The sequence below is a fragment of the Enterobacter sp. WPR_3_1 genome (assembly GCF_003635055.1).
Lineage (GTDB): Bacteria > Pseudomonadota > Gammaproteobacteria > Enterobacterales > Enterobacteriaceae > Enterobacter > Enterobacter ludwigii.
Window position 1 is genome coordinate 1 of record NZ_RBXU01000013.1, and the last position, 25115, is coordinate 25115.

Annotated in this window: 20 protein-coding genes; 7 read left to right on the top strand and 13 right to left on the bottom strand. The window is 53.4% G+C overall.

Annotated elements, in window-relative coordinates; genetic code table 11:
* The first annotated feature begins 380 nt into the window (after positions 1-380).
* Complete coding sequence (locus BJ887_RS18190) at positions 381-692, top strand: hypothetical protein (RefSeq protein WP_025204747.1); 312 nt, start codon at positions 381-383, stop codon at positions 690-692.
* Between the two features lie 168 nt (positions 693-860).
* On the opposite strand, the gene BJ887_RS18195 is transcribed toward BJ887_RS18190, so the two are convergent.
* The 4 genes from BJ887_RS18195 to BJ887_RS18210 all read right to left on the bottom strand — a co-directional run bounded on the left by BJ887_RS18195 (position 861) and on the right by BJ887_RS18210 (position 3423).
* Positions 861-1604 carry an SDR family oxidoreductase gene (locus BJ887_RS18195; protein WP_121340312.1) on the bottom strand — a complete coding sequence of 248 codons (744 nt, stop codon included), beginning with the start codon at positions 1602-1604 and terminating at the stop codon, positions 861-863.
* A 171-nt stretch (positions 1605-1775) separates the two neighbouring features.
* On the bottom strand, positions 1776-2258 hold the full coding sequence (locus BJ887_RS18200) for a glutathione peroxidase (protein WP_020885093.1): 483 nt from the start codon (positions 2256-2258) through the stop codon (positions 1776-1778).
* Positions 2259-2375: 117 nt separating this feature from the next.
* Positions 2376-2675 carry an AzlD family protein gene (locus BJ887_RS18205; protein ID WP_032677598.1) on the bottom strand — a complete coding sequence of 100 codons (300 nt, stop codon included), beginning with the start codon at positions 2673-2675 and terminating at the stop codon, positions 2376-2378.
* The gene (locus tag BJ887_RS18210) at positions 2668-3423 is read right to left on the bottom strand and encodes an AzlC family ABC transporter permease (RefSeq protein WP_032677597.1); all 756 of its coding nucleotides are present in this window, start codon (positions 3421-3423) and stop codon (positions 2668-2670) included. Before BJ887_RS18210 ends, BJ887_RS18205 begins: the two co-directional genes overlap by 8 nt.
* Before the next feature lie 102 nt (positions 3424-3525).
* Here BJ887_RS18210 and BJ887_RS18215 point away from each other — a divergent pair, with 102 nt between their 5' ends.
* Both BJ887_RS18215 and BJ887_RS18220 read left to right on the top strand, forming a co-directional pair.
* Positions 3526-4905: a PLP-dependent aminotransferase family protein gene (locus tag BJ887_RS18215; protein ID WP_020885096.1), complete on the top strand. Its 1380-nt coding sequence runs from the start codon at positions 3526-3528 to the stop codon at positions 4903-4905.
* 330 nt (positions 4906-5235) lie between these two features.
* A complete protein-coding gene (locus BJ887_RS18220; RefSeq protein ID WP_020885097.1) occupies positions 5236-5712 on the top strand; it encodes an Rrf2 family transcriptional regulator in 477 nt (158 codons plus the stop codon).
* A 69-nt stretch (positions 5713-5781) separates the two neighbouring features.
* On the opposite strand, the gene oqxB is transcribed toward BJ887_RS18220, so the two are convergent.
* Positions 5782-8934 carry a multidrug efflux RND transporter permease subunit OqxB gene (gene oqxB, locus BJ887_RS18225; protein ID WP_020885098.1) on the bottom strand — a complete coding sequence of 1051 codons (3153 nt, stop codon included), beginning with the start codon at positions 8932-8934 and terminating at the stop codon, positions 5782-5784.
* 23 nt (positions 8935-8957) lie between these two features.
* Positions 8958-10133 carry an efflux RND transporter periplasmic adaptor subunit gene (locus tag BJ887_RS18230; RefSeq protein ID WP_014168988.1) on the bottom strand — a complete coding sequence of 392 codons (1176 nt, stop codon included), beginning with the start codon at positions 10131-10133 and terminating at the stop codon, positions 8958-8960.
* Positions 10134-10465: 332 nt separating this feature from the next.
* Between BJ887_RS18230 and BJ887_RS18235 the strand changes: the two genes are divergently transcribed.
* Complete coding sequence (locus BJ887_RS18235) at positions 10466-10816, top strand: helix-turn-helix domain-containing protein (RefSeq protein WP_032670748.1); 351 nt, start codon at positions 10466-10468, stop codon at positions 10814-10816.
* A gap of 73 nt (positions 10817-10889) precedes the next feature.
* Here BJ887_RS18235 and BJ887_RS18240 read toward each other — a convergent pair whose 3' ends face one another.
* The gene (locus tag BJ887_RS18240; protein WP_063214836.1) at positions 10890-11723 is read right to left on the bottom strand and encodes an oxidoreductase; all 834 of its coding nucleotides are present in this window, start codon (positions 11721-11723) and stop codon (positions 10890-10892) included.
* A gap of 103 nt (positions 11724-11826) precedes the next feature.
* Between BJ887_RS18240 and BJ887_RS18245 the strand changes: the two genes are divergently transcribed.
* On the top strand, positions 11827-12747 hold the full coding sequence (locus BJ887_RS18245; protein ID WP_121340242.1) for an AraC family transcriptional regulator: 921 nt from the start codon (positions 11827-11829) through the stop codon (positions 12745-12747).
* A 70-nt stretch (positions 12748-12817) separates the two neighbouring features.
* On the opposite strand, the gene BJ887_RS18250 is transcribed toward BJ887_RS18245, so the two are convergent.
* From BJ887_RS18250 to BJ887_RS18260, 3 genes are all read right to left on the bottom strand, one after another.
* Positions 12818-13213, bottom strand: a complete 396-nt coding sequence (locus tag BJ887_RS18250; protein ID WP_079231322.1) for a YidB family protein — start codon at positions 13211-13213, stop codon at positions 12818-12820.
* Positions 13214-13257: 44 nt separating this feature from the next.
* Positions 13258-13707: a peptidoglycan-binding protein LysM gene (lysM, locus tag BJ887_RS18255; protein WP_020885103.1), complete on the bottom strand. Its 450-nt coding sequence runs from the start codon at positions 13705-13707 to the stop codon at positions 13258-13260.
* Positions 13708-13908: 201 nt separating this feature from the next.
* Positions 13909-17457, bottom strand: coding sequence for a response regulator (locus BJ887_RS18260; RefSeq protein WP_121340243.1), 3549 nt, complete (start codon positions 17455-17457; stop codon positions 13909-13911).
* 226 nt (positions 17458-17683) lie between these two features.
* Here BJ887_RS18260 and BJ887_RS18265 point away from each other — a divergent pair, with 226 nt between their 5' ends.
* On the top strand, positions 17684-18034 hold the full coding sequence (locus tag BJ887_RS18265) for a hypothetical protein (RefSeq protein WP_040016854.1): 351 nt from the start codon (positions 17684-17686) through the stop codon (positions 18032-18034).
* A gap of 66 nt (positions 18035-18100) precedes the next feature.
* On the opposite strand, the gene BJ887_RS18270 is transcribed toward BJ887_RS18265, so the two are convergent.
* Entirely contained in the window at positions 18101-19375 is a 1275-nt protein-coding gene (locus BJ887_RS18270) for a tetratricopeptide repeat protein (protein WP_121340244.1), read from the bottom strand.
* A gap of 481 nt (positions 19376-19856) precedes the next feature.
* On the opposite strand from BJ887_RS18270, the gene BJ887_RS18275 reads away from it, so the two are divergent.
* Positions 19857-22802: a transporter substrate-binding domain-containing protein gene (locus BJ887_RS18275; protein ID WP_121340245.1), complete on the top strand. Its 2946-nt coding sequence runs from the start codon at positions 19857-19859 to the stop codon at positions 22800-22802.
* 66 nt (positions 22803-22868) lie between these two features.
* Here the strand turns inward: BJ887_RS18275 and BJ887_RS18280 are convergent, their stop codons facing one another.
* Together BJ887_RS18280 and BJ887_RS18285 are read right to left on the bottom strand one after the other, a co-directional pair.
* A complete protein-coding gene (locus BJ887_RS18280) occupies positions 22869-23567 on the bottom strand; it encodes a response regulator transcription factor (protein WP_025204758.1) in 699 nt (232 codons plus the stop codon).
* Between the two features lie 46 nt (positions 23568-23613).
* Entirely contained in the window at positions 23614-25113 is a 1500-nt protein-coding gene (locus BJ887_RS18285; protein WP_121340246.1) for a TolC family protein, read from the bottom strand.
* Positions 25114-25115 lie beyond the last annotated feature (2 nt).

Here is a 25115-nt window from a genome sequence, read left to right on the forward strand (position 1 = left end):
TTCTTCTAAAACTAACGCACTCTTGGATTTCATAATTGCATCCTTGCGTATGCCCATACTCTTGGATTCTGAAATGGAGGAGTTTTTATTATATACCGTAATTATTACCCAACAGACCTAAATATTTCTGTGCTTCCTCTTCAGAATAGTAACGGAGGTCCGCTTCTTGCACAAAGCGGACCGACATAAAAGCCGTACGATCAGCTACGAGCAAAAAACGGAAGTGACCTAAATTTATCATGGTCATGAGATTCAGTCTGAAGCAAGGTGAAGAATGTCCGATAAATCGATGTGCGAGATAGCGTTCTTCGTTAATCACACCATGAGGTGCTTTCTGATGATATGGTTATACCCTCACCGTCCCTAAAGAGAGAACACTAATGATTGTAAGGACCTGGCATGGATGTGTTCCGCTTGAACATGCGGAAGGTTTTGCAAAACACCTTGAAAAAACAGGGGTAGAGCATTCCAGGAGCATATCGGGGAACAAAGGCGCGTTCGTTCGCAGAGAAACGCAGGGAAGTTGGGAGCATTTCTTTCTGGCAACTTACTGGCAGGATCTGCAGTCAGTGAAGGCATTTGCTGGAGAAAACTATCATGTGGCGGTCACTTACCCGGATGATGAAGAATTTAAGCTACTTTCTGACCCTTACGTTTTCCAGCATGTTGTTGAGGCAATTTCACCGCTTTAATGTCATCTTCCGGGTATCCTGTCGGTATCCCTGAATTGTCGTAATCCCTGATTTGCCATAACCCCCATATTGACTCAACGCATCCACTTAGGGCACAGAGCAGCCTGTTTCATCTGGTATCAACATGCTGCTCCGTGCGAAGACTGTTCTGTTTAACATCCCCCCGATTTAGACCCTATCACTCAGGTCTTCGCGGGTTGGACCTTGAAAGTAGAGGCTACTTATATGACAACTGCGCGGTTGAGCCAACACAAAACGAATCGCTTCCCAGACCGATCGCCCGTTCAAGAGCCGCTCTCCCATTCTGCATTGACTATCGACACTCGAATCTAACCCTGTAAGTTCGAAATCAGGAGGGTACAGTCCGGTAACCCGTATATTTTCTTCGGACAATTGCTGTGCGAGTTTTGTTGTAAATCCGCTGAGCCCATGTTTGCTGGCGAAAAAAGCGGGGTGCGCAATTGAATCCGTGAAATTCGGGATCCCGCAGGAAGAGATAATTGAGACGATATCAGCACTGTCTGAACGTCTTAATCCAGGCATCAGAGCCTGCGTCAGAAGAATCGACGCTGTCAGGCCGGAACTGACGGTATTAATAATGTCGGTATCAGGCTGGTCGTCTAACGTTCCTGACAACCACTGGGCAGCATTGAGAATTAAAATATCGATGGGCTTGTCTGAAGTTAATAGCTGTGAAGAAAACGCAGAAAGGGATTCAGGCCGGGTTAAATCACAGATATACCCTTTTGCCATACCGCCTTCAGCAGTGATGATGCTGCAGGTTTTTTGAATATCATCAGCCCGCCGCGCGCAAAATTCTACCTCAACGCCTTCCCGCGCCAGCCATACGCACAGCGCCTGACCAAATCCCCTGCCCCCACCCGTAATAACCGCTCTTTTGCCTCTCAGCATCTCCATACGTCCTTTCATTAATGGGTATGTTTATGGAGATATAGCATGAGGAGAGGGAGTGACATCTTTCCGTGAGTGCTATTTTAGATGCGGTCATGGCGTCTGCGATGCGCGATAAACGCCCCCTGCAATGAATACTCTTCAAAGTTCAGGCCATCATGACCACAATACTTAGCGTTCAAGCGCAGTAAGGATTGCGGCTTCCATTTTCTCGGGGGTGGTGATCGGCGCAAAACGCTTGAGCGGTTTACCGTCGCGTCCGATCAGGAACTTGGTGAAGTTCCACTTGATTCGTCCCCCCAGCACGCCGGGCAATTCGTTTTTCAGATAGCGAAACACCGGATGCGCTGCGGCTCCGTTGACCTCGATTTTCTCAAATATCGGGAAGCTCACACCGTAATGAATGTGACAGGTCCTGGCGATGTCGTCGGCATCGCCGGGCTCCTGTTTACCGAACTGGTTGCAGGGGAACCCAAGCACCACCAGCCCCTGGGCGGCGTATTTCTTATAAAGCGCCTCAAGGCCGCCGTATTGTGGCGTGAAGCCACATTGGCTGGCGGTATTCACGACCAGCACCACCTTGCCAGCGAAGTCGAGCATAGCGACAGGCTCTCCATCCAGACGGGTGGCTGTCAGTTGATAAAACGTGGTCATAGCGGGATCCTCAACGCAGAACCTGTTCGATGCCAACATTACCACGTCGCGCACAGCGGCGGGGAATGAAACGTGGGAAGTCGGTTCTGTTTCTGGTTGCGCGGCAGGTCTGGAAACTTACCCTAAATAATAGCGAAGTATAAAGGCAAACATCACGCCGCAGATCACCGTCACCGGCATTGAAAAGCGCATTGCAACAACCAACGTTAACCCTAACGCGATCAGATCTGCGGGATTTCCGGAGGCAAAAAAAGGCGCAATGAAAGCCAGCATGACACAACCGGGAGACGATTTAAGTACCGTCATCGCCCTGGGCGTAAGCACCCGGTTTCGTAATATAAGATAAGCGGTCACACGCGTTGCATACGTGGTGAGTGCCATTAATACGATGGCGATGAAGGTCTGATAATCAGGCATCCTCTCCCCCTAAAAATGCGGCAACGGCTAATCCTGCTAAAGGGCCAGCAATGACGTACCACAGGCCGGCAATAAAGTGACATACCGCCACGGAGACAACCAGACTGATTATCCAGGGCACGGCTTTACGAATGCCATTCCACATTCCCCTGACCAGCACAAGAAAGACCGCCGGAAAGGCCATATCAAAACCATACTGGTGAACATCGCCCAGCACCGGGCCAATTAACGCACCGAGTGCGGTACAGAAAACCCACATCGTATAGAAAGATAAAGAGACCGCCATATAATATGGCATGCTGAACAGCGGCGCCGTTTTGTTATTTCTGGAATGCGCGTCATTATAACTGAGTGCCCAACTCTCATCCGTCATAAAAAAAAGCGCAGGTAAGACTTTTCGTTTTGGAAAACGAGAAAGTAAGGGAACCAGCGTCGCCCCCATTAAAATATGACGACTGTTTACCAGTAATGTTACGGCCATAATAAGTAAAAAAGGTGGCGGCGACGTCCAGATTTGTATGGCGGCAAATTCAGACCCGCCGGCAAAATTTAATCCTGTCATCAAGGGAACGTCGAGAGGCGTGAGCCCCTTATGGCTTGCCTGCGCACCCAACACCAGCGCAAACGGGATCACGCCCAGTAATACGGGTAACCCATCTTTCAGGCCACGAAGGATTTCTTTTTTCTTCGTTTCACTCTTATCCAGTAATGGTCTGGCAGAACTGACATCCACACGTTGTTCACTCATGCGTTTCGCTCATTTCGTCTATTTCAAATACTGGCGCCAGAATAAAAGATGTGACACTATCAGTAAATATAAATAGTGTCACATTACACTTATGGTAATCTCATGCGCGAACGTTCTCCGTGGCAACCCCATCTTGCAGAAGGCAATTCATCCCCTACCGATCGGCTGGTGCAGGCGTTGTCAGACGATATTCTTTCAGGCCTGCTGAGGCTCGGCGCGCGCCTTCCGGCGCATCGTGAACTGGCAGATACGCTCGGTATCGCGGTGGGTACTGTAACGAAAGCCTATGGGATCCTGGAGAGACGGGGTCTGGTTCGAAGCGTTAAGGGCAGCGGAATGTTTGTCGCGCTGGCCAATTCCAGAAGCCGAACCTTTATCGACCTGTCGCAAAACACCCCGCCAGCAGCACTGACCTCCCGGTCACTGAGTAAGACACTCACCACCCTCGCCCGGCGTCCTGACATGGATATGTTTAACACTTACGCCCCGGCAACGGGCCATGATGAACACCGGCGGCTTCTTGCGCAGTGGTTCAGTCGTCTGGGTGTCCCGGCCGATTACCAGCATCTCATCTTAACGAACGGTGCTCAGCATGCGCTCTCTGTAGCGTTGTCTACGGTCTGTGAACCTTTTGGCCGACTGTACGTTGAGGCTCAAACCTATTCAGGGCTGATTCAGCTGTCGCATTTACTGAAGCTCACATTAGTGGGGATCCCGATGGATGACGAAGGCATGGATGTCTCTGTTCTGGAAAAGATCCTCGATGAAAATGCGGAAAAAGGCGGTGCTGTCTATGTCACGCCGCTCTTACAAAGTCCGTCCACACGCATTATGAGCCTGGCCCGCCGCCAGGAACTGGTTCGGGTTTGTCGGGAAAGGGGCATAAAGATTATTGAGGATGATGTTTATCGGCTGATGAGCACGACAGAATTGCCACAGATTGCCAAAATAGCCCCCGATATCACCTTATATGTGAATAGCTTATCTAAGATCCTTAATCCAGCATTGCGGATTGGCGGGCTGCTGGTACCGGAGGCGCTGTATTCACGAGCAGAATCCATGCTGAGGGCAACAGCGATGATGGTCTCTCCGCTAAGCAGCTCCATCATGGAGCAATGGCTGATTGATGGCACAGCAGAAACCGTCACCCTCGCAATTGAACACGAAACCCGGCGTCGTTACCAACTCGCTATCGACATTTTAGGGGAGCACGTTTATCGCTCGGGGCTGCCCAGCTTTCATCTCTGGTTACCGTTTTCACGCGATGACGCGCACTCGTTCTACAATGCAGCGCTGGCGACAGGCATCAAAGTGACAGCACCGGCCTCGACTGAAGTGGGTCAACAGTCGGATCAGTACGGCGTCAGGTTATGTATTGGCGGAACGGAGTTCAGCCAGTTAAAGCAAGCACTCTTGAAACTCAACGAGATTGCCGGGCAACTCAAACAGAAACCAGACCCGTTCCCGCTTTTTAATGTATGAATGACAGGATAGGTCTGACTCCTGTTTCTTCTGGCGAGGATAATGTCATTCCCTTTATGTGCTCAAAAAACCAGCGGCGATTCGATCAGCATTTTTTCATAATATTTTTATCAGTCGCCATGATGAAATAGACGATGCTTATACAATCGGTAAAGCGTATGGATGGGTCTTTTGTTGCCATTCGACGCGAAGCGTAAACGCTTTTTTACGGGCCAGGTCAGGCGTTGTCTGCTTCAAAAAAATTGCCGTATTTGTTATATTGTTACTTATTGATTATTCACCTCTGCGGTGCCAAAAAGAACAAGATTCACCGCAACCCAGGACAATGAAATGTTAGATTACCGCTTCCCGACAGCTTTGCAGATGGTTCTCAGCGTAGCGATGGCGGAGCAATCGGGTGAACGTTCGACGAGTGCGATTCTGGCCTACGGACTGGAAGCAAATCCGAGTTTTATCCGCAAGTTAATGGTTCCGCTTACGCGTGACGGCATTATCGTCTCAACCCTTGGCCGTAACGGTTCTATTCATCTTGGTCGTCCGGCGGATAAGATCACCCTGCGTGATATCTATGTTTCTGTCATAGAAGATAAAAAGCTGTGGGCGTCGCGTCCTGACGTACCGGCTCGCTGCGTCGTCAGCGCCAACGCGTGCTGGTACTTTAAATCTATCGCCGATGAAGCGGAGCAGGCTTCGTTAGAGGTTCTGGCTCAACATACCGTGGCCAGCGCGCTGGAAAAGGTCAAAAAAGCCGATACCAGCGGGTGCGATCCGGTGCCTGAAATTGAAGGCCTGCATAAAAAAGCGTAGCCATGCCCTTCCTGATACGAAAAAAAACCGCCTTAACGAGAAGGCGGTTTTTTTGTGCCCTGTAAAAACCTAGGCAGGTAAAACGTCGTTGACCGGTTTGCCGCGCGTAACGAATTTACGCAGCGTCACGTAAAACACCGGCGTCAGGAACAGACCAAACAGCGTCACGCCCAGCATCCCGGAGAACACCGTGATCCCGGTGACACCGCGCACTTCTGCGCCTGCGCCGTGACCGAGGATCAGCGGAATCGTCCCGGCAATAAAGGCGATGGAGGTCATCACAATCGGGCGTAAACGCAGGCGGCACGCTTCCAGCGCCGCTTCCATAATCCCTTTCCCCTGAAGCTCCAGCTCGCGCGCAAACTCAACGATAAGAATCGCGTTTTTACATGCCAGCCCCATGAGTACCACCAGCCCCACCTGCACGAAGACGTTGTTATCGCCCCCGGTCAGCCAGACGCCAAACAGCGCGGACAGCATCGTCATCGGAACGATCAGGATCACCGCCAGCGGCAGGGTCCAGCTTTCATACAGTGCGGCCAGCACCAGGAAAGCCAGCAGCACCGCGACCGGGAAGACGATCAGCGCCGTGTTGCCCTGAGTGGCCTGCTGGAAGCTCAGGTCCGTCCATTCAATATTCATCCCGTTCGGCAGGATCTGCTTAGACATTCCGTCCAGTTGCGTCATCGCCTGTGCCGAAGAGAGAATGCGCGGATCGGCATCGCCAATCAGATCCGCCGCCGGATAACCGTTATAACGGATCACCGGATCCGGCCCGTAGGTGGTGCTGATATTCACCATACTGCCGATCGGCACCATTTCGCCCTGATTATTACGGGTGCGCAAATTCGCAATGTCTTCCACGCTGTCGCGGAACGGCCCGTCGGCCTGCGCCATCACGCGCCAGGTACGCCCGAACTGGTTAAAATCGTTCACATAAGACGATCCCAGATAGGTTTGCAGCGTACCGAACAGATCGGTCAGCGACACGCCCTGCGCTTTCGCCTTATCTCGATCAACCTGCACATCCAGCTGCGGAACGTTAGCCTGGTAGGTTGAGATCGGGAAATGCATCCCCGGCGTCTGCATAATCGCACCGGACATGGTGTTCACCGCGTTTTGCAGCGCACCATAGCCCAGACCGCCGCGATCCTGGATGTACAGCGAATAACCCGACCCCTGCCCCAGCCCTAAAATCGGCGGTGGCAAAATGGAGAAACCAAAGCCCTGCTGAATTTGAGCGATTTTGGCATTGATCTCAGCGTTAATTTCCGCCGCCGTGTGTTTACGCTGATCGAACGGTTTCAGACCAAAGAAGACCGTCCCGGTATTCGGCGTGTTGGTGAACTGCAGCGCGTTAAGCCCAGGAAAAGCGACCGCATAATCCACGCCTTCGGTATTCATCCCGATTTCGCTCATTTTGCGGATCACCGCATCGGTGCGGGCCAGTGAAGACCCTTCCGGCATTTTCACACCGCCAATTAAATACAGCTTATCCTGGGTAGGTATAAACCCGCCGGGGACCGCTTTAAACATGACGCCAGCCGCGCACAGCAGCAGCACATATACAACAAACACCGCGCCACGGCGTCCGAGCGTTTTCCCCACCAGCCCCTGATAACCGTTTGAGCTACGGTGGAAAAAGCGGTTAAACGGACGGAACAGCCAGCCGAACAGACGATCGATAAGCCGGGTCGGGAAGTCTTTCGGGGCACCGTGCGGTTTTAACAGCAGCGCTGCCAGTGCCGGCGAGAGCGTCAGCGAGTTGATGGCGGAAATCACCGTCGAAATCGCGATAGTCACCGCGAACTGTTTGTAGAACTGGCCGGTTACTCCGGAGAGGAACGCCATCGGTACAAACACCGCGCACAGCACCAGCGCAATCGCGATAATCGGCCCCGAAACTTCACGCATCGCCTGATGCGCCGCCTGAAGCGGAGAAAGCCCCTCTTCGATATTTCGCTCGACGTTTTCCACCACCACGATGGCGTCATCCACGACGATACCGATAGCCAGCACCAGCCCGAACAAACTCAGGGTATTCAGTGAGAAGCCAAGCAGGTAGAGAATGCTGAACGTCCCCACAACCGATACCGGCACCGCGATCAGCGGAATAATTGACGCGCGCCAGGTCTGCAGGAACAGGATCACCACCAGTACTACCAGCACCACCGCTTCCAGCAGGGTCTGCACAACCGCGCGAATGGAATCGCGAACGAAAACCGTCGGGTCGTACGGTGCTGCCCATTTCATATCTTCCGGGAAACGCGTGGCCAGTTCGTTCATTTTCGCGCGCACGGCGTTAGACAAATCGATGGCGTTCGCGCCCGGGGACTGGAAGATACCAATCCCGACCGCGTCTTTGTTGTTCAGCTGGGAACGCAGCGCATAGCTGCCAGAGCCCATTTCAATACGCGCCACGTCGCGCAGGCGTACCAGCGAGCCGTCTTGCGCCGTTTTCAGAATAATATTGCCAAACTCTTCTTCCGTGTGCAGACGCCCCTGGGCGTTAATGGAGATCAGGAAATCGCTCTCTTTCGGCAGCGGCTCGGCGCCAAGCTGCCCGGCGGAAACCTGAACGTTTTGCTCCTGCATCGCCGTCACGACATCCGAGGCCGTCAACCCGCGGGCTGCCACCTTGTCGGGATCCAGCCAGATGCGCATCGCGTATTCGCCAGAGCCAAAAATCTGAATCTGACCCACGCCCGGCAGACGCGCCAGTTCGTCCTTCACTTTAAGCGTGGCGTAGTTACGCATATACAGTGAATCGTACTTGCCGCCCGGCGAAAACAGATGCACCACCAGCGTCAGCGTCGGTGATTGTTTCTGGGTGGTAATACCCAGACGTCGTACATCTTCCGGCAGACGCGCCTCGGCCTGTGACACGCGGTTTTGCACCTGAACCTGCGCCTGATCCGGGTCGGTACCCGGGCGGAACGTCACGGTGGTTACCAGTACGCCGTCAGAGCCTGCAACGGATTTCATGTACATCATGTTTTCAACGCCGTTGATGGCTTCTTCCAGCGGCGTCGCCACGGTTTCTGCAATCACTTTCGGGTTGGCACCCGGATACTCCGCGCGCACCTGCACGCTTGGCGGTACGACGTCAGGATATTCGCTCACCGGCAACAGCGGGATAGCGATTAATCCTGTGATGAAAATCAGAATCGACAGTACTGCGGCGAAAATCGGCCTGTCGATAAAAAAGCGGGAAAAGTCCATATGTCGGATTCTCGGGTAAGGGATCAGTTAAGCGCGGCGCTGGCGGTCATCGGAACGGTTTTCGCGTTAACCGGCATACCCGGCATAAACACTTTTTGTAAACCGTCGACGATGACTTTATCGCCAGGGTTCAGCCCCTGCTGCACGATACGTAAACCGGCGGCCAGACGCCCCGGCGTGATATCGCGGCGCTGCGCTTTACCTTCTTTATCAACGATATAAACGTACTTGCGATCCTGATCGGTCAGCACCGCTTTATCGTCGACAAGCGTGGCTTTGAATTCAGCGCTGCCCGGCAGGCGTACGCGGGCAAACAGTCCTGGCGTGAACTGACGCTGCGCATTATCCAGCAGCGCGCGCATACGGATGGTGCCGGTGCTCGGCGTTAACTGATTATCAAGAAAATCCACCTTGCCCTGATGGGGATAACCCTCCTCCCCCACCAGGCCAATCTCAACCGGGAGTGCCAGGTGGTTACTGGACGCGCCCTGCCCGCTGCGAGCGAGATTTTGATAGTGAAGGTAGGTTGCTTCATCCACGTCAAAATAGACGTAGACCGTTTTCAGTGAGACCAGCGTGGTGAGGACGCTGGCACTGTCACCCGCTGTGACCAGATTACCGCTGGTGATCAGCGCGCGGCTGGCGCGGCCATCAATAGGCGCGGTCACTTTGGTGAAATCGAGGTTAAGTTGTGCCGCGTCAACTGCTGCCTGCGCGGCGCGAATGTCGGCCTGCGCCTGAGCGGCGGCCGAACGGCGCTGCTCCCACTCTTCACGGGAGACGACGTTGGTATTGACGAGTTTATCGGTACGGTTAGCCTCACTGCGCGCCAGGCTGGCCTGCGTTTTGGCTCTCGTTAAGGTGGCCTGCGCCTGTTCCAGCGCAGCGCGATAGGTTCTGTCATCGATAGTGAACAGCACCTCGCCTTTTTTCACTTCCTGGCCGTCGGTGTAATTCACTTTATCAATGTAGCCGGAGACGCGGGGGCGCAGCTGAACGCTTTCCACCGCTTCAATCCGGCCGTTAAAGCTATCCCACTGACTGATGGATTTCACTACCACGTCAGCGGCGCTCACAGCGGGCGCTTGTGGGACGGCATTTTGTGCCACGCCGTCATCGCATCCGACAAGCAGCATGGAGAGGAACATCGCTCCCAGCGCCGTCAGATGAACGTTAACCCAGGGTTTTTGCAGGCTCATTATTTTTATTCCGGTAATGGTAGCCGCCGGGCAAGACGCTGCGGGAGACGCGGCGCCACTTCCTTTGTCCGGACTGGCTTGAGACTATTTGTGTCGTTCATCGCCACAAAACTGTAACAGTTGCGAATACACTATCGCGGCGATTGTAGGAAGGCGTCAGATTTAGTGCAAGAATAATTAATACACTTTATGTGCTATTTGGCTCAGGGACAAAAGGCGCGTTTTCGGCAAGGAATTAAATGCAACAATAAAACTTGCATTTAATGTCAGAGCGAGTCATCTTTAAATGCAACAGACAAAAATGCTTTTTAAAACGCGGCGTGGGGGAAACCATGAACACTGACGCATTTATTCATGATCTACTCGACTGGATCGACAACAACCTTGAAAGCCGCCTGGACATTAACACCGTTTCCAGGCGCGCCGGCTACTCGAAATGGCATCTCCAGCGGATCTTCAAGGAACATACCGGTTATCCGCTGGCCGAGTATATTCGTGCACAAAAGCTGCAAAAATCGGTCGAGCGCTTAACCCACAGCGATGAACCGATCCTGAACGTGGCGATCGCGCTGGGCTTTGACTCCCAGCAGTCCTTCAACCGCAGCTTTAAGCGTCAGTATGGCCAGGCCCCCGGGGCATGGCGTCGCAGTACCGTCTGCCCTGAACGCCAGCAATCAACCTAGTGTCGCGGCTTTCGCCGCGACCGGTACTGGCCGGTGGCAAACCGGCCTGTAATCATGTTCCCGTGTTCACCGCTCAGCCGTCCGTTGAACGTGTTAACGCTTCCCAGCGATCGATTTCCTCACCTAAACGCGCGAGCTTTTCCCGCACTAAACTCAAAGCATCACTGCCAAGCAATAAATGCGTCGGCGGGTTCTGGCTCTCAATGATAGCCAGCATGGCGCGCGCCGCTTTTACGGGGTCGCCGAGTTGCTGACCACTTTTTTCCTGACGAGCCTGGCGGACAGGATCGAATAACGCGTCATAGTCCGGGATGCTGCGCGCGCTGCGTACCATCGAGCGTCCTGCCCAGTCGGTGCGAAACGAGCCCGGAGCCACCGCAGTGACATGTATGTTGAATGGAGCAAGCTCTTTGCTCAGCGTATCTGATATGCCTTCGAGCGCAAATTTACTGCCACAGTAATAGCTGATACCGGGCAGAGTGATGAAACCGCCCATCGAGGTGATATTAATAATATGGCCGTGACGACGCTGGCGCATGCCCGGCAGCACGGCTTTGATCATCGCAACGGCGCCAAACACATTCACCTCAAACTGGCGGCGCATGTCTGCGAGCGAGGACTCTTCCAGTATGCCTTCGTGACCATAACCGGCATTGTTCACAAGGACATCAATCGGGCCGACGGCAGACACACTCTGCGTAACCACTTCATCAATGTGCGCATAGTCCGTGACATCAAGCAGGCAGCCGAATGCCCGCTGCGTATCGAGTGCCTCGAATGCCTGCTTTGCTTCGGGGGTGCGCACGGTCCCCACGACCCGATGGCCTGCGGCGAGGGCTTCCTCCGCCAGAGCACGACCAAAGCCGCTGCTGACGCCGGTGATTAAGATTGTTTTTGCAGATGCCATAAATAACTCCCATGAACAGTGAAGGTTGCATGGTATTCTCTGCTTTGCCGTATTTTTAGGCCGTATTTTCTCTTTTTATTGCCTGATTTTATGAGGTGCAGTGATGTCCGGGATGATTACCTTAGTAAAAGCACTGGCGGTGCAGGAGGGGTACAACCTGACGGCGTTGCCTGATGTGCGAATTTTGCGTGCCGACCGCCCGCTTGCGCGAACGCCCGTGCTTTACGATCCGGGGATTGTGATTGTCTGCCAGGGCAGCAAACGCGGCTTTTTCGGTCAGCAGACCTATCTGTATGATGAACAGCACTATCTGGCCGTGTCGGTTCCGGTGCCGTTTGTGATGGAAACCGACGCGTCGGCAGAACACCCCTTACTGGCGATATATCTGCATCTGGATTTTCAGCTTGCCGCTGAACTGATGTTGCAGATTGAGCAGCATCACGCCCCACATCCTCCCGCTGCGCCGCAAAGCATGATGTCGAGCCTGATGGACGACGCGGTAAAAACGGCCGTGCTGCGCCTGCTTGAAGTACTGAACAATCCGTTTGAGGCGGCGATCCTCGGCCCGGCACGGGTGCGAGAGCTCTATTTCCGCGTCCTGACGGGGGCCCAGGGCAAGGCCATGCGCGCCGCGCTGGCCTTACAGGGGCAGTTCGGCAAAATTGGCAAAGTGCTGCAGCACATCCATGCCGCCTACGCTGAGCCGTTAACGCTTAATCAACTGGCGATGGAGGCCGGAATGAGTGTGCCGACGTTTCACACCCATTTCAAAGCGATAACCGGTATGCCGCCGATGCAGTATGTGAAATCGGTGCGCCTGCACCAGGCAAGGATGTTGATGGTGCGTCAGCATATTACCGCCGCCGCCGCGAGCTACGCCGTCGGTTATGAAAGTCCGTCGCAGTTTAATCGTGAATTCAAACGGCTGTTTGGTTTGCCACCCGCAGAGGAAATAAAACGCATGCAGCGTAATTTCGCCGTTCCGCCTGTGCAGCAGGCGTCGATATTTGTCTCTTCCCATTAAGCCTGATACTACATACCAGGCCTGAATACAGGCCTGGTATGTACACGGCGTCATGACGCTGCGGATTGCACTAACTCAGGAACTTACCTTTGAGCAGATTAAGTCCCGCAGACATCAGGTCGCCCTGGGCCGGGGCTTCGCCCTGTGGTGAAAGGCCATCGACGATTTTAGGCAGGTATTCAGCAATCAGCGTCGACGCGGTTTGAGAATCCACGCCCAGTTTTGCGCCGAGATCCTGCAGCGCAGGCGATCCAAACACCGATGTGATCTGTTCGCTGTTCACCGGCTGATTACTCTGCTGGCTAAGCCACGACTCGACAACGCCGCCCAGGCCGCCATTGCGGAATTTTTCGAGGATCCCCTGAATGCCGCCCTGCTGCTCAATCCAGGTCATGATCGCCTGGAGTTGCTCCGTCTTACCGCCCTGCCCGCCGGCCAGGCTGCCGATTTGATCTAATAATCCCATCACAGACTCCCTACAAACATCGCTAACACGTCCTGATTGACGGCTTACTTAGCCGGGATAATCAGTACCTGACCCGGGTAGATTTTGTCGGGATGCGTCAGCATCGGTTTATTGGCTTCAAAAATACGCTGATACTCATTGGCAGAGCCATACATCGCTTTTGAGATGGCGCTCAGGGTATCGCCGGATTTCACCGTGTAATAGCGGCTTTCCACCCCGCTTTGGGTGACGGTCACGCTATCATTGACCTGACCAATCCCAGTGACGTTACCTACCGCCACCAGAATTTTTTCTTTATCTTCCTGGGAGCCCACGTCGCCGGTCACCGTCGCCGTACCGTCGTCCGCGACATTAATGTTGACCTTTTCGGCACCAGGCAGGTTAAGACTATCAATATGTTTTTTCAGCTTGTCGGCCTGATCTTCCTTGCTACCGCCGGATACAGCATCCCAGATTTTCTCGCCCGCTTCTTTCACAAAACTTAATAATCCCATCTTCCACACCTCCATAACTGTTTCATGGTGAACATTTTCATTGGATCCCGTTGCAGGATGTACGATGCGGTGTCTCCGCTCTGGCTGAAAAATCCGGAAACAGCACAACCTGCCACATGAAGTATATCCAATCAGCGTCAGGGTGCAGGATATTTGCCCTGGTATCGCCGTTATGCCGCAACATTCCCTCTTGCTGACGTCTCACGCCTGGCGTTCCAGCCACGCGTTAAACCGTTCCATCTCTTCCAGCACACGACTGACCAACGGTTCAATGGATTCCCAGCCTTGTTCGTTGTTGCAGGCGAGTTCCAGCGCCTCACAGGCCTCTTTCAGCGAGGTAAAATTCATCAACCGCGCACCGCCGTTAATCCGGTGCGCCATGCGGCCAACCTTGTCGCGTTCTCGCTGTTCAAGTCGCTGTTTAAGGTGTTCGGCGTCGTCATGATTCACGGCGATCATTTCGAGCTGAAGCTGGCGTGTTTTATCGTCAACGGTGGCGTCCGTCTTTCCGGCACTGGCGAAATACCGCTCCAGCATCTCCTGCAATTTTTGCGGCGTTAGCGGTTTTTCCAGATATTCATCCATCCCGGCATCAATACAGCTTGCGGCAGCTTCTGTGCCGCTCATGGCCGTCAGGCCAAAAATGGGGATCGCCTCACGTCCTTCCCGCCGTTCATGCTCACGGATCTGCCGGGTCAGTTCGTAACCATCCATCACCGGCATAGTGCAGTCAGTAATAATGGCGGCATAACGCGCTGGCTGCGCTTTCCACATTGCCAGCGCCTCTTCTCCTTGCGTGGCCAAAGAGACGCGGTGTCCCCATGATTCGAGTCGCTGCTGCAAGGTCTGACGCGCGGGAGGATAATCATCCACCACCAGAATATGCAGGCTGGCTACGCTGTCCGGTGCCGGATGATGCAGGGCTATTTTCGCTGAGGGTGTCGCATTAAAGAGGAAACTCACCACACATCCTTCGTGCGGCTCGCTCTCAATGCGCACCTCCGCCCCGGCAGCGCGCGCCATATGCAGACAGGCGGGTAAACTAAAGCCGGTATCGGTCCACTCCGATTTAAGCGTCACGTTGTTCGCGCGTTCGATGATTTGTGCCTGGGTTCCTTGGGAAATCCCCGGCCCCCCATCGCACACCTCAATCACCAGCCGGACGCTTTCAATCTGTGGGTCACGGGTTCCCTCATACACCTCGATATCAATGGCATCGCCGTCAGCATGCTTGATGGCATTGCGCAGGAGGCTCGACAGAATGCGGATAATTAACAGCGGATCGGTATCGTAGCGTTGCGCTGAAAGCTCGATCAGCACGTTCAGGCTCATGCCTTTCGCTTCTGCCTGCTGACGATAGAGGGCGACCGTGCTGTCAATCAGCTGCGGCAGGTTCGTGCTGCGCGTTAAGCCAAGCAGTTGCGGGTTATCGGCACGGAAAACATCGAACATGTCGCCAATTAACGAAAGCAGATTAAGGGAGGACTCCCAGATGAGGTTCAGATTCTCGTTGCGTTCATGGCGCTCGTCCAGCGCCTGAAGTTCCAGTTCCAGCAGACCCGTAATCACGTTAAGCGGTGTGCGAACCTCATGCCCCATGCTCAGCATAAAGGCATTTTTACTGGCAATCGCCTGCTCAAGATTACTTTTTGTTTCAGAGAGTTGAGCAATCAACAGCTCTTTTTCGGTGATATCCAGCCAGCCGCCAATTAACCCGCCAATCTCGCCCTGCCCGTCATGCCACGGCACGACCCACCCCTGCAAGTATCGTGGCTGCTCACCCACCTGAAACCTGGCGGACCATTTCTGCGGTTGACCATCCTGCAATGCCTGGCGATAGCGGGCTTCGATCGCCGCCAGCTCTGAAGGCTCAACCGTATTGATGGCGGTGATCGGCAGACCTTTCAGATCCTGCCCTGACAGGCCAATAGTATCGCTCCAGGCCTGGTTATAACGCAGTAAATTCCCCTGACGATCGCGGACATAGAGCGCAACAGGAGAGGCGTCTATCAGTGATTGGGTAAATTTCAGCTGCTCAGCCAGCTTCTGCTGCCAGACGTTGCCGCGGCGTAATGCACGGCGCAAATACTGGATCCACAGCCAGCAGCCCACCACGACCAGAAAGAGCAATATGCCCCACAGCAGCGAGTTCACGAACGTGCTTTTATTCCAGGTTTCACTGTTTTCGATCGCCGCCTGACGCCAGTCACCCGCCATTTGCATCAGCGCCCGTGGCTGCATATCGGCCAGCGCTTTGTTCAGGATATTGATCGGCTGGCTGCTGTCCGTTTGCGCTGACAACACCAGATCGACGGGCGTCACAGGAAGGGTCACCGCCAGATGAAAACGGGTTGGATGGTGGAGAGTCACGAGATAACTGGCAATAAACTGCGGTGCAATCACCCCTCGGACTTCGCCACGTTTTAAGCGTTCCAGGGCGTCGTCCATATGCGGAACTTTCACCAGCTTAATGGTGGGATACCAGGTGTCCAGCCAGGGCAACAGCGGGTCGTTCGCCTGAATGGCAATTTTCTCGCCTTTCAACTGTGAGAAATCACTGGGGCGCTTGATGCCCTGATCCATCACCACCACGGCGGGCGTGGTAAGCAACGGAGGCGTTTTCGCTGCACCGCTTTTGGTCTGCTGCGGCGTATCGATAACCTGTTCAACAAACAGTGCGTCAGGGTGAGCGCGCTTCATTGCCAGAAGTTCTGCATCGCTTTCAACGCTGAGGAAGGAAAAGCGAATGCCGTACTGGTCGTTAAACTGGTTAAGCAGATCGACCACCAGCCCCTGAGGTTCACCTTCGCTGACAAACGTGACAGGCCTTTGACGGCGGTCAATAATGACCTGAATTTGCCCGTGCTCGCGTAGCCAGCTTTCCTCCTCGGGATCTAACCCCAGTGGATTGGCGGTGATCACAAAGCTCCGGTTCAGGCCCCAGCTGGTCGCAATGCGTAAACGGCTGGCTAACGAGATATGTTTAAATACGGTATCGATGGATTCCGCCAGCAGCGGTAGCTGTCGGTCGATACCAAAACTCATGTTCAGATTAGGTATCGTCGGGCTGAACGTCCAGCTCAGGTCTCTGACCTGATGGTATTGCGTAAGATATTCCGCACTGGCCCGGTTAATCCACAGCGCATCGATTTGCTTAAAGGCCAGCGCGCTGACGGCGGTGTTATACCACGACTGAAAGCGCAGGGTGCTGTCCGGATACTGGCGGCGAAGCGCTTCACTGGCCTGGCTTCCTGAGACGACGCCAATCACTTTATTTCGCAGATCGACAGGCGTTTCACCCTGTGATTTTGGGGTCATCAGAACCGCTTTATCCAGCAGCCAGGGCGGTGAGGCTTGCAGGTCCGGGCTTGGCCACAGTTCCGGATTCCAGATAGCCACCATCTGTATTTCCTGGCGCTTCAGCGCGAGTAACGCTTCACTGCTGTTTTCGTAGTAATGCAGCTTAATTTTTACCTTAAGGCTGTCTTCCAGCATTGCCAGGTAATCAGCGGCAATGCCGCCAAAGACGCCATGTCCCATCCCTTCGCTTAACGGCGGTTGCTCCTGCCCCCAAACCCCAACATGCAGCGTGGAATGGCTGTCCAGCCAGCGTTGCGCCGCCTCACTGAACTGGACATGCGGCGCGTTAACCTGAACGCGACGCTGCAGTTCCAGTGGCTGGGCGTGCAGTTGCCCTACACAACACACGGTAAGAAGCAGGCTCAATAGCCGGGCTGATAAAAAACGCATCGTACGAGTCGTTCCCTGAATAAAACATGCTGGAAAATAAAATTATATCGATGACCCGGCTTACCCTGAGTAAGCTTTGTCTTGTTCTGCGCAGATACCTCAGTGGCAGACAAGATCCCGACAGTATAAGACCGGACTTATTGTCGCGCCTGTTCCGTCCCGGTAAAAATTTCTCCTCCACTTTACCAGGAAAGTACTTTTTTACGTTTGAACAGGTTAATCCGTGATGAACAACAATATTGATAATCGCGATATCGCGCCAGAGGCCCTCACGGATGGGGACCGCGATACGCCATTTCCGGTGGTGCTGGAAATAACGCTCGACGACGTTTTAATTCAGAATGAAGCGCGTCTTTTTGCCGACGATACCAGCCAGCAACTGATGATAAAAGGTGATGCAGGGGATGAAATTAACCTCTCGGACCTTCTTCCCGAAGGCGCGGAAATGGGTGAATGGACGAAAGCCCGGGGCTCAGTAACTGTCGATGGCGTGCAATATGCCGTATATCAGCATTCAGGTATGGAAACGGAACTGCTGGTTCAGGTTGGTATGCAGGTCGCCCTCAATAATATGTAAATGCAGGCGTCCTGCGGTCCTCACGACACGCGGGACGCTGCGTTTCCGGGAGTCCCGCAATCTTTCTCAGCTCCCCTGACGATCGTCGTCGTTCACTATCTCGACCTTAACGTCTCCCTGACGAAACCCCTCGGCAAGAAAAAAAGGCATCGGCAGTTTCCACTGCCCCTGCTGCACGGGTGCCGTATACCGCCAGGCATTACCGTCCATTTTCAGCAGCACAGCCTGCTTTTCCCCGTCTTGTTTATGGCTTGGCCCGGCCATGATCGTAAACCCGGCATTGCTCCCGACGTGGAAGTGTTCTGCCTTCCAGCGAACAGGAGGATGCGCCGGCCAGGGTTCAGCGTGATGAAAACCAAAAATAGCATCATGGCTAAGCAGACTTTGCCGCACGGTGGACCACAGCACCGTCTTCAGGAAATACTGGTCAGTGAAGCGCGCATTGCCCCGGTACTGCACGACAAACTCACGCATCATTCTTGCAACGTTCGGGAAGATGCCGCCACATCCAGCCCACATCCCGGCGAGTAACAACTCGGTATGCGTGAAATAGTCACGCATATGGTGAAAGTACCAGGGCGAACGTAGCCACGCCTCGACACAAACCTGCTCGCGTTCGGAGAGCAACGAGTCGGCATCACGAACCAAAAACCGCTCAACCGTCGGGTCGTCCATCACCAGAAAACGCCATAATGTGGGATAGATGGTTTTTTCGTGGCTCATATCGACCAGTTGAGCACCGCCCGCCTGCAGACGTTGCCAGACGTGCTGCGGCACAGAATTATCCAGATACACACGGCAGCACCAGCCAGGAAACAGCGAGTTTGCGGCTTCAATGTTTTTAATCAGCGTTTCGCAATAGCGCGGCCGATCGCCGAACAGGCTGAAGGCGATAATATTTTTTTCGCGCCGCGTGGCATCAAAAGGACGCGGCGGCGTTGAGGGAAGCGGCCAGCATTTGCCGTGACCAAAACGTTGATCCGACAGCGTCAGCGACTCAAGGCCATAGGTGCGCATCTCCTGGGTTTTGCCCATGTGCCCACACAGTTCTGCAAAACCATCCAGCCAGGTTTCAGAGGCTTCATGACGCTGCGGCGACTGGTATATTTTACGATACACTTTATACGCCTGATCGTACTTTCCCTGACGCATCAGGCTTAGCGCATAGTCACTTTGCACTGACATATTTTTGGGCAATACGGCCAGGGCTTTTTCACAGCAGCGCGAGGCGCTGGCGTAATCCCCGTCAGCCATAGACTGGCGATAAATCTCCGCCAGGGAATGTAACTGCTGGCTTATTGCGGCGTGGTTAACAGGTCGACGTTGAGGTACCGGGCGCATAAAAATCCGCTCAATTATTTAATCAGAAAAATTAAGCCGATTTTTTCATTGTTACGGGTGGCTCACGATAAGACCCGTCTTGATATTCCCTGAAGAGAGTACAGCCCCGGCACAGGCAGGTAAAAAGCGATATCCGCCTCTTATTCAATTTCACTTAAGCTGAGTATTTTACAGCGACTTAATTAATACCATTACCGTTTATAATGAGATGTTATTTCATTAAAAAAAATAACCAAGTCAGGTCTTATAACCCTTTATCGTCTGTTTCATCATACTGCGCACACATAAATGAAGATGACATCGGTATAATTCGACCCCGGTATTGCTGAGGTCAGGCATGAAGGATGTCTTTTCATCGGCTATACAGTAAGTTATGGGCTAGCCCGTACAGGTTGTTTATGATGTTTCATTCACAGCACACCCGATGTCCGGGGAAGATATTCCCAGGCTCACTTCGTCTTCAGGAGTCAGTTAAAGAGATATGCGTCACTATTTTCGCCTTTTTGTGCTGCTGGTTTCACTCTCGCTTTCAATGCCTTCAGCGATAGGCGATGAATATAAGATCCTGATGAGAACACCGGTCCAGGGATTACAGCGTTTATCTCTTAGCGCCGATCAAGCCGCGTTTATTAAACAACAACGACAACTGAACGTGGGCGTGACCCATTATGATGCCCCACCGTTTGGCATGCGTAACATTCGCAATGAGTATGAAGGTTTGAGCGCGGATTATACGGGACTGGTCGCCTGGCAACTTAACCTCCCGGTTAAGATAAAAGTGTTTAGCTCCTCTGAAGAGGCGTGGCAGGCGCTGGCACGTGGCGATATTGACCTGATCCCGTCCGTGGCCGCCTTCCCGGATAACGATGCCTTTGCCTTTTCCTTACCTTATGCCAGCGATAAACCGGTGCTGGGGCTCAACGATAGCGATACCGCCCCTCTGGCAGAGGATCTGCGTGATACCGACGTCGCAATGCCGAGGGACTATTTGCCCCTGTCACAGGCTCAGGCCGCCTACCCTAACGCCCGTTTTCGCCTGTTCGACAGTTATCAGGAAGCGTTGAGCGCGGTGGCGTTTGGTCAGTCGCGGGTTTACCTGGGCAACAGTTACTCGCTCAGCCGCAACTACCTGAACAATATTCATGTTGAGCGATTCTCACGCCTGACCAGCCGTGAAGTGGGGTTTGCCGTCAGCCAAAAAAAACCACAACTGCTCACACTGATTAATGCCGCAATCAAGGCCGTGCCAGAAGATGAAAAGCAGGAGCTTTATCGTCTCTGGCAGCCCGATCGCATTGATCTCGCACAGGGGTCAAAATCCCTGCTCTTTACCGAGCAAGAGAAAGCGTGGATCAAGAAACATCCCATCGTTAACGTTCTGATCTACAGCCAGGACAATGCAGCCCCGGTCTCATTTATTGATAATAAAGGTGTGCTGCGCGGTATTGCCGCCGATCTGTTTTCCGTTGTGTCGCTCAGAACCGGTTTACAGTTTCGTTTTGAAACGGGCAGCACCACCGAGGAACTGATTCAACAGGTGAACGAGTCAAGCGCGGATATGCTCGCCTCAATCACCCCCAGTGAAGCGCGTAAAAATAAAATTCTTTTCACCCGCCCCTATCTGCGGAGCGCCTTTTCCCTGGCAACAGCGACAAATCGTAACGACATTCATATGCTGGCAGACCTGCGTGGAAAACGGCTGGCGATGGTAAAAAACATTGGTGTGGAAAGTATGGTGCGCCAGCGTTACCCGGAAATTGAAATTGTTCACGTGGGCAATGAATCACAGCTGCTTTCCACCGTACTTGAGGGGAAAGCGGATGCCGCGGTGGGTATTCTGATCATGAGTGACTATCAAATCTTCACCAACTTTCAGGACAAACTTAAAGTGGTGTCGATTGTGGGTGACGCCCCTGTCTGGATCTCTTTCGGGGTCGGGCTGTCCAATCCGGAACTTCAGGGGATTTTAGATAAAATATTGCTGAGCATTCCCCCTGTTGAGCTGGAAAATCTGGCCAACCGCTGGCGGCCAAACGAACTGGTGGTTGTCGACAGCTTCTGGTATCGCTATCGGGAAGTGTTGATTGCCACCGCCGTCTTTAGCGCTGTCTTAATTATTCTGGCCCTGGGTTGGGCACTCTACCTGCGTCGACAAATCGCGCGTAAAGCGGCACTTCGTCGTCAGATGAACACCCAGCTTGTGCAATTACGTGAGGTCATCACCGAGCGTGAAGCGCTGCTGGTTGAACTTAAGGAAGCCAAAGACAGGGCCGAGGATTCTAACCGCGCAAAATCCGTCTTCCTGTCGACCATGAGTCATGAAATCCGCACGCCGATGAATGCCATTATTGGCATGCTGGATATCGTGCTGAAAAAAGGACGCCGTGGTGAGCAAGATATTCAGGCGCTCGAGGTGGCATATGAATCGGCAGAAGGACTGGTGGGATTAATTGGCGATATTCTGGATATTTCCCGTATTGAGGGGGGGCATCTCGATTTCAATCCTGAAGCCACGAACCTCGGTACGCTGATTAACAATATGATGCGGGTTTTCCAGGGCGTGGCCATTGAGAAAAATATCGAACTCACTCGCGCGTTCCCGACGGAACCGATAATCGATGTCTGTGCCGACCCCTTACGCATCAAGCAGGTTCTGTCGAACCTGTTAAGTAATGCCATTAAGTTTACCGACGTCGGCGGCGTATCACTGACGCTGCAGCAGGCTGAAGACCCGGTAAATGACAGCGTTCACTACATCATTGACGTCAAGGACAGCGGCGTGGGGATCGATGCCAGCCAGCAGGCAGCCTTGTTCAGGCCCTTTAGTCAGGCAGACAACCGCCGCGCAGGAACGGGGCTGGGCCTCTATATCAGCCGGACCATCTGCGAAAGCATGGGCGGCACGCTTATGCTGACCAGTGAGAAAAACGTGGGCACCACGGTGAGAGCAACCTTTACACTGCCGAAAGTAAAAACGGCGGCGGCCGTGGATGTCCAGCAGCACGAAGACGAAGACAAAATTCCGGCCCTGAAGATCCTGGTCGTGGACGATAACCCTGCCAACCGGATCCTGCTAGCTAAACAGTTGGCCTGGTTAGGACAGCATGCGTATCTTGCGTCAGAGGGAAATGAGGCACTGGCTATCTGGGAAAAAACAGATTTCGACGTGATCATTACCGACTGCAACATGCCCGGCATGAATGGTTATCAGCTTACTGACATAATCCGCACGCGCGAGCAGGAACAGCACAGGGCCACGGCCTGGATTATCGGCTTTACCGCCAATGCCATGCATGAGATCACGGCGCGTTGTTTACAGGCTGGTATGAATGATTGCCTGTTTAAGCCCTGCTCAATCAATCATCTCGCGGCTGCACTGCGAAATATTCATCCCATTGAGCACAAAGCATCGGACGATACCGTCTGACTGAAATAAAAAAGGAGCCTGTAAAAGGCTCCTGATAATGTCTCGGATGAATCGGTTGTAATGGGTTTAAAGCAGTTGGTCGTGCCAAAGAAACAGTTCAGAGTCCGTTTTCACGCCCAGCTTTTTCATGGCCGATTTCTTCTGTCCGCTGACCGTCTTACGACTACGATTGAATTTCTCTGAAATCTGCAGGACAGACATTCCACCGGTAAAGAGTCGCAGCACCTCAAGCTCCTTGGGAGACAGCTGATCCAGGCGGCCAATGCCCTCAATCACCTGCGGCGCGTTGTCACCCTCTGAACCCGATTTCGTGTCTGCACAAGGCTCGGAAATCAGGTAGAACTCTTTCTCCATGCTTTCTGAGAGGGAGATACGCCCCGCCGCGACCTGGCGCGCCGCATTCACCACTTCCGATAAATCACGGCTTTTACCGACATGCCCACGCACGCCGATTTTTAACGCCATGCGCACAATCGCCGTGTTTTCCAGCGTGGAGGAAAGCAGAATTTTCAGCCACGGGAAGTTGCTCATGAGCTGTTTGATCATCGGTAAACCGTCGATCTCTTCATCACCAAGCAAATAGTCAAGAACCAACACATCAACACGGTTGTTGCGTAAAAAATTCATGAGTTCGATACGAGTGGCAAAGCTGCCTTTTAGTTCGAAATCAGGTTCCTGGCTAAATATAATTTCCATCCCCTTACGGACAATCGGGTGATCGTCGAGTAAAGCGACGTATATTTTTTTACCTGAAAACGGGTTCATACATATTCTCTTTTATGCCTGCAGTGTGAGCCATCTTTAAAAAGACTTAATTATTATTCCGTAACCATAACAATAAAGTACCGGAACTGGCATAGCTACGAAAAATAGCGGAATAGCCATCAAAACGGTTAGTCACTTCCGCGACCTGGTTGCCGTAAAAATCACTTTCTGCACTCAACACATCTAACAGAGTACGTCGACCGAGGTGATACCACTGATCGAAGAAATCATGACGAATACGATCGGATTCAATCGATAAGTTATGATACAACTCCGCGCGCTCCAGCATGCTATGGGCATCCTGATCGGCAGCACGTACCCGGTTATCCAGATCGCGGGATTGCTGTTCAATGGCCTCTCTGCTGGCATCTGCACGGCGTGCGGCAGAAAGCTCAGCGGCACGCTGTGAACCGCCCCGGAAAATCGGCCAGCTTAAGTTTACATTGGTTTCCCACGCCTGTTCACGCCCCAGTTCATCGCGCCCGGTACTTTTGCCAACGTTCCACGTCACCGTTGGGTAGGCGGCAGAACGCGCCGCTTCCGCATCCGCCAGTGCTGATGCGGTCTCTGCCTGCGCCTGTCGAATGGTGGGATGGCTTTCAATGGCGGATAACTGCTTGTTCAGCTCCCCTGGCTTCAGGTTCCACACCGGTGCTGTTGGCAGAGGAACGGGCGTATCCCCCAGCAGGCGGTTGAGGATGATTTCCGTATCGCGCGCACGCGATATGGCCGTATCTAAAGAAGATTGCGCCTGTAAAAAACGCCCTCTGGCCTGCGTCAGTTCACTGCGACGCCCCTGGTCAACCTTCACAATACCGTCCAGCATTTCGACCAGTTCATTCATACGCGCCACGTACTTTTGGCTGAGAACAATGATCTGGCGCTGCTTACTCAACTCAATGAGTGCACTACTGACCTGCCAGGCAATGTTTTCCGCCTGTGCGCCCGTATTCTCTTTCGCGGCCAGATGCAGCGCTTCACGGCTTTTAATGGTGTTGCTGGTACGACCAAAATCGAGCAATGTGGTTGCGACATTCACGGTCACCGCCGGACGACTGTCGCTGTAGCCCCGTTCTCCGCCACCGAACTGGACGCTTTTTGAACGCGTCCCGACATCCACCTGCGGCCAGCGTTGCCCTTTCGCTTCATCAACGTTGGCCTGTGCCGCCTCGGTATTGAACTGCGCGCCACGAACCTCAGGGCTCATACCCAGGGCAGTATTGACCGCATCATTAAAGAGCAGACGGATTTCATTCTCGCCAGGCGCACGGGCGGTCTGCCGGTCAACGTTTGTCGCGTTGCTTTTCGCAAACGCGGCGTGGGTTGTGCTAGTAGCATGGTTATCCACCGCGCTTTTCTGCGCCACCCGTGGCGCGAGAGGTGCAGGCGGGGTGGAGGCCATCACCATGCCGGATTTTGCCTGCGGAGCGACAGGTTGAAAGGCTAATAAGCCCTCGCTACTGGCGACACTTTTCCCTGAAATCAGGCAAGAGAGTACCGTCAGCGTCGCCGCCAGGCGACGCTGTACTGGAGAATACTTTTTCATCG

Bases quoted from the DNA above. Each gene is read 5' to 3' on its own strand.
- BJ887_RS18245 (WP_121340242.1), top strand. From the start codon at position 11,827: ATGTCCGGGATGATTACCTTAGTAAAAGCACTGGCGGTGCAGGAGGGG.
- BJ887_RS18205 (WP_032677598.1), bottom strand. From the start codon at position 2,675: ATGCCTGATTATCAGACCTTCATCGCCATCGTATTAATGGCACTCACC.
- BJ887_RS18210 (WP_032677597.1), bottom strand. From the start codon at position 3,423: ATGAGTGAACAACGTGTGGATGTCAGTTCTGCCAGACCATTACTGGAT.
- oqxB (WP_020885098.1), bottom strand. From the start codon at position 8,934: ATGGACTTTTCCCGCTTTTTTATCGACAGGCCGATTTTCGCCGCAGTA.
- BJ887_RS18270 (WP_121340244.1), bottom strand. From the start codon at position 19,375: ATGCGCCCGGTACCTCAACGTCGACCTGTTAACCACGCCGCAATAAGC.
- BJ887_RS18235 (WP_032670748.1), top strand. From the start codon at position 10,466: ATGAACACTGACGCATTTATTCATGATCTACTCGACTGGATCGACAAC.
- BJ887_RS18195 (WP_121340312.1), bottom strand. From the start codon at position 1,604: ATGCTGAGAGGCAAAAGAGCGGTTATTACGGGTGGGGGCAGGGGATTT.
- BJ887_RS18215 (WP_020885096.1), top strand. From the start codon at position 3,526: ATGCGCGAACGTTCTCCGTGGCAACCCCATCTTGCAGAAGGCAATTCA.
- lysM (WP_020885103.1), bottom strand. From the start codon at position 13,707: ATGGGATTATTAAGTTTTGTGAAAGAAGCGGGCGAGAAAATCTGGGAT.
- BJ887_RS18230 (WP_014168988.1), bottom strand. From the start codon at position 10,133: ATGAGCCTGCAAAAACCCTGGGTTAACGTTCATCTGACGGCGCTGGGA.
- BJ887_RS18220 (WP_020885097.1), top strand. From the start codon at position 5,236: ATGTTAGATTACCGCTTCCCGACAGCTTTGCAGATGGTTCTCAGCGTA.
- BJ887_RS18250 (WP_079231322.1), bottom strand. From the start codon at position 13,213: ATGGGATTATTAGATCAAATCGGCAGCCTGGCCGGCGGGCAGGGCGGT.
- BJ887_RS18285 (WP_121340246.1), bottom strand. From the start codon at position 25,113: ATGAAAAAGTATTCTCCAGTACAGCGTCGCCTGGCGGCGACGCTGACG.
- BJ887_RS18280 (WP_025204758.1), bottom strand. From the start codon at position 23,567: ATGAACCCGTTTTCAGGTAAAAAAATATACGTCGCTTTACTCGACGAT.
- BJ887_RS18240 (WP_063214836.1), bottom strand. From the start codon at position 11,723: ATGGCATCTGCAAAAACAATCTTAATCACCGGCGTCAGCAGCGGCTTT.
- BJ887_RS18190 (WP_025204747.1), top strand. From the start codon at position 381: ATGATTGTAAGGACCTGGCATGGATGTGTTCCGCTTGAACATGCGGAA.
- BJ887_RS18260 (WP_121340243.1), bottom strand. From the start codon at position 17,457: ATGCGTTTTTTATCAGCCCGGCTATTGAGCCTGCTTCTTACCGTGTGT.
- BJ887_RS18265 (WP_040016854.1), top strand. From the start codon at position 17,684: ATGAACAACAATATTGATAATCGCGATATCGCGCCAGAGGCCCTCACG.
- BJ887_RS18275 (WP_121340245.1), top strand. From the start codon at position 19,857: ATGCGTCACTATTTTCGCCTTTTTGTGCTGCTGGTTTCACTCTCGCTT.
- BJ887_RS18200 (WP_020885093.1), bottom strand. From the start codon at position 2,258: ATGACCACGTTTTATCAACTGACAGCCACCCGTCTGGATGGAGAGCCT.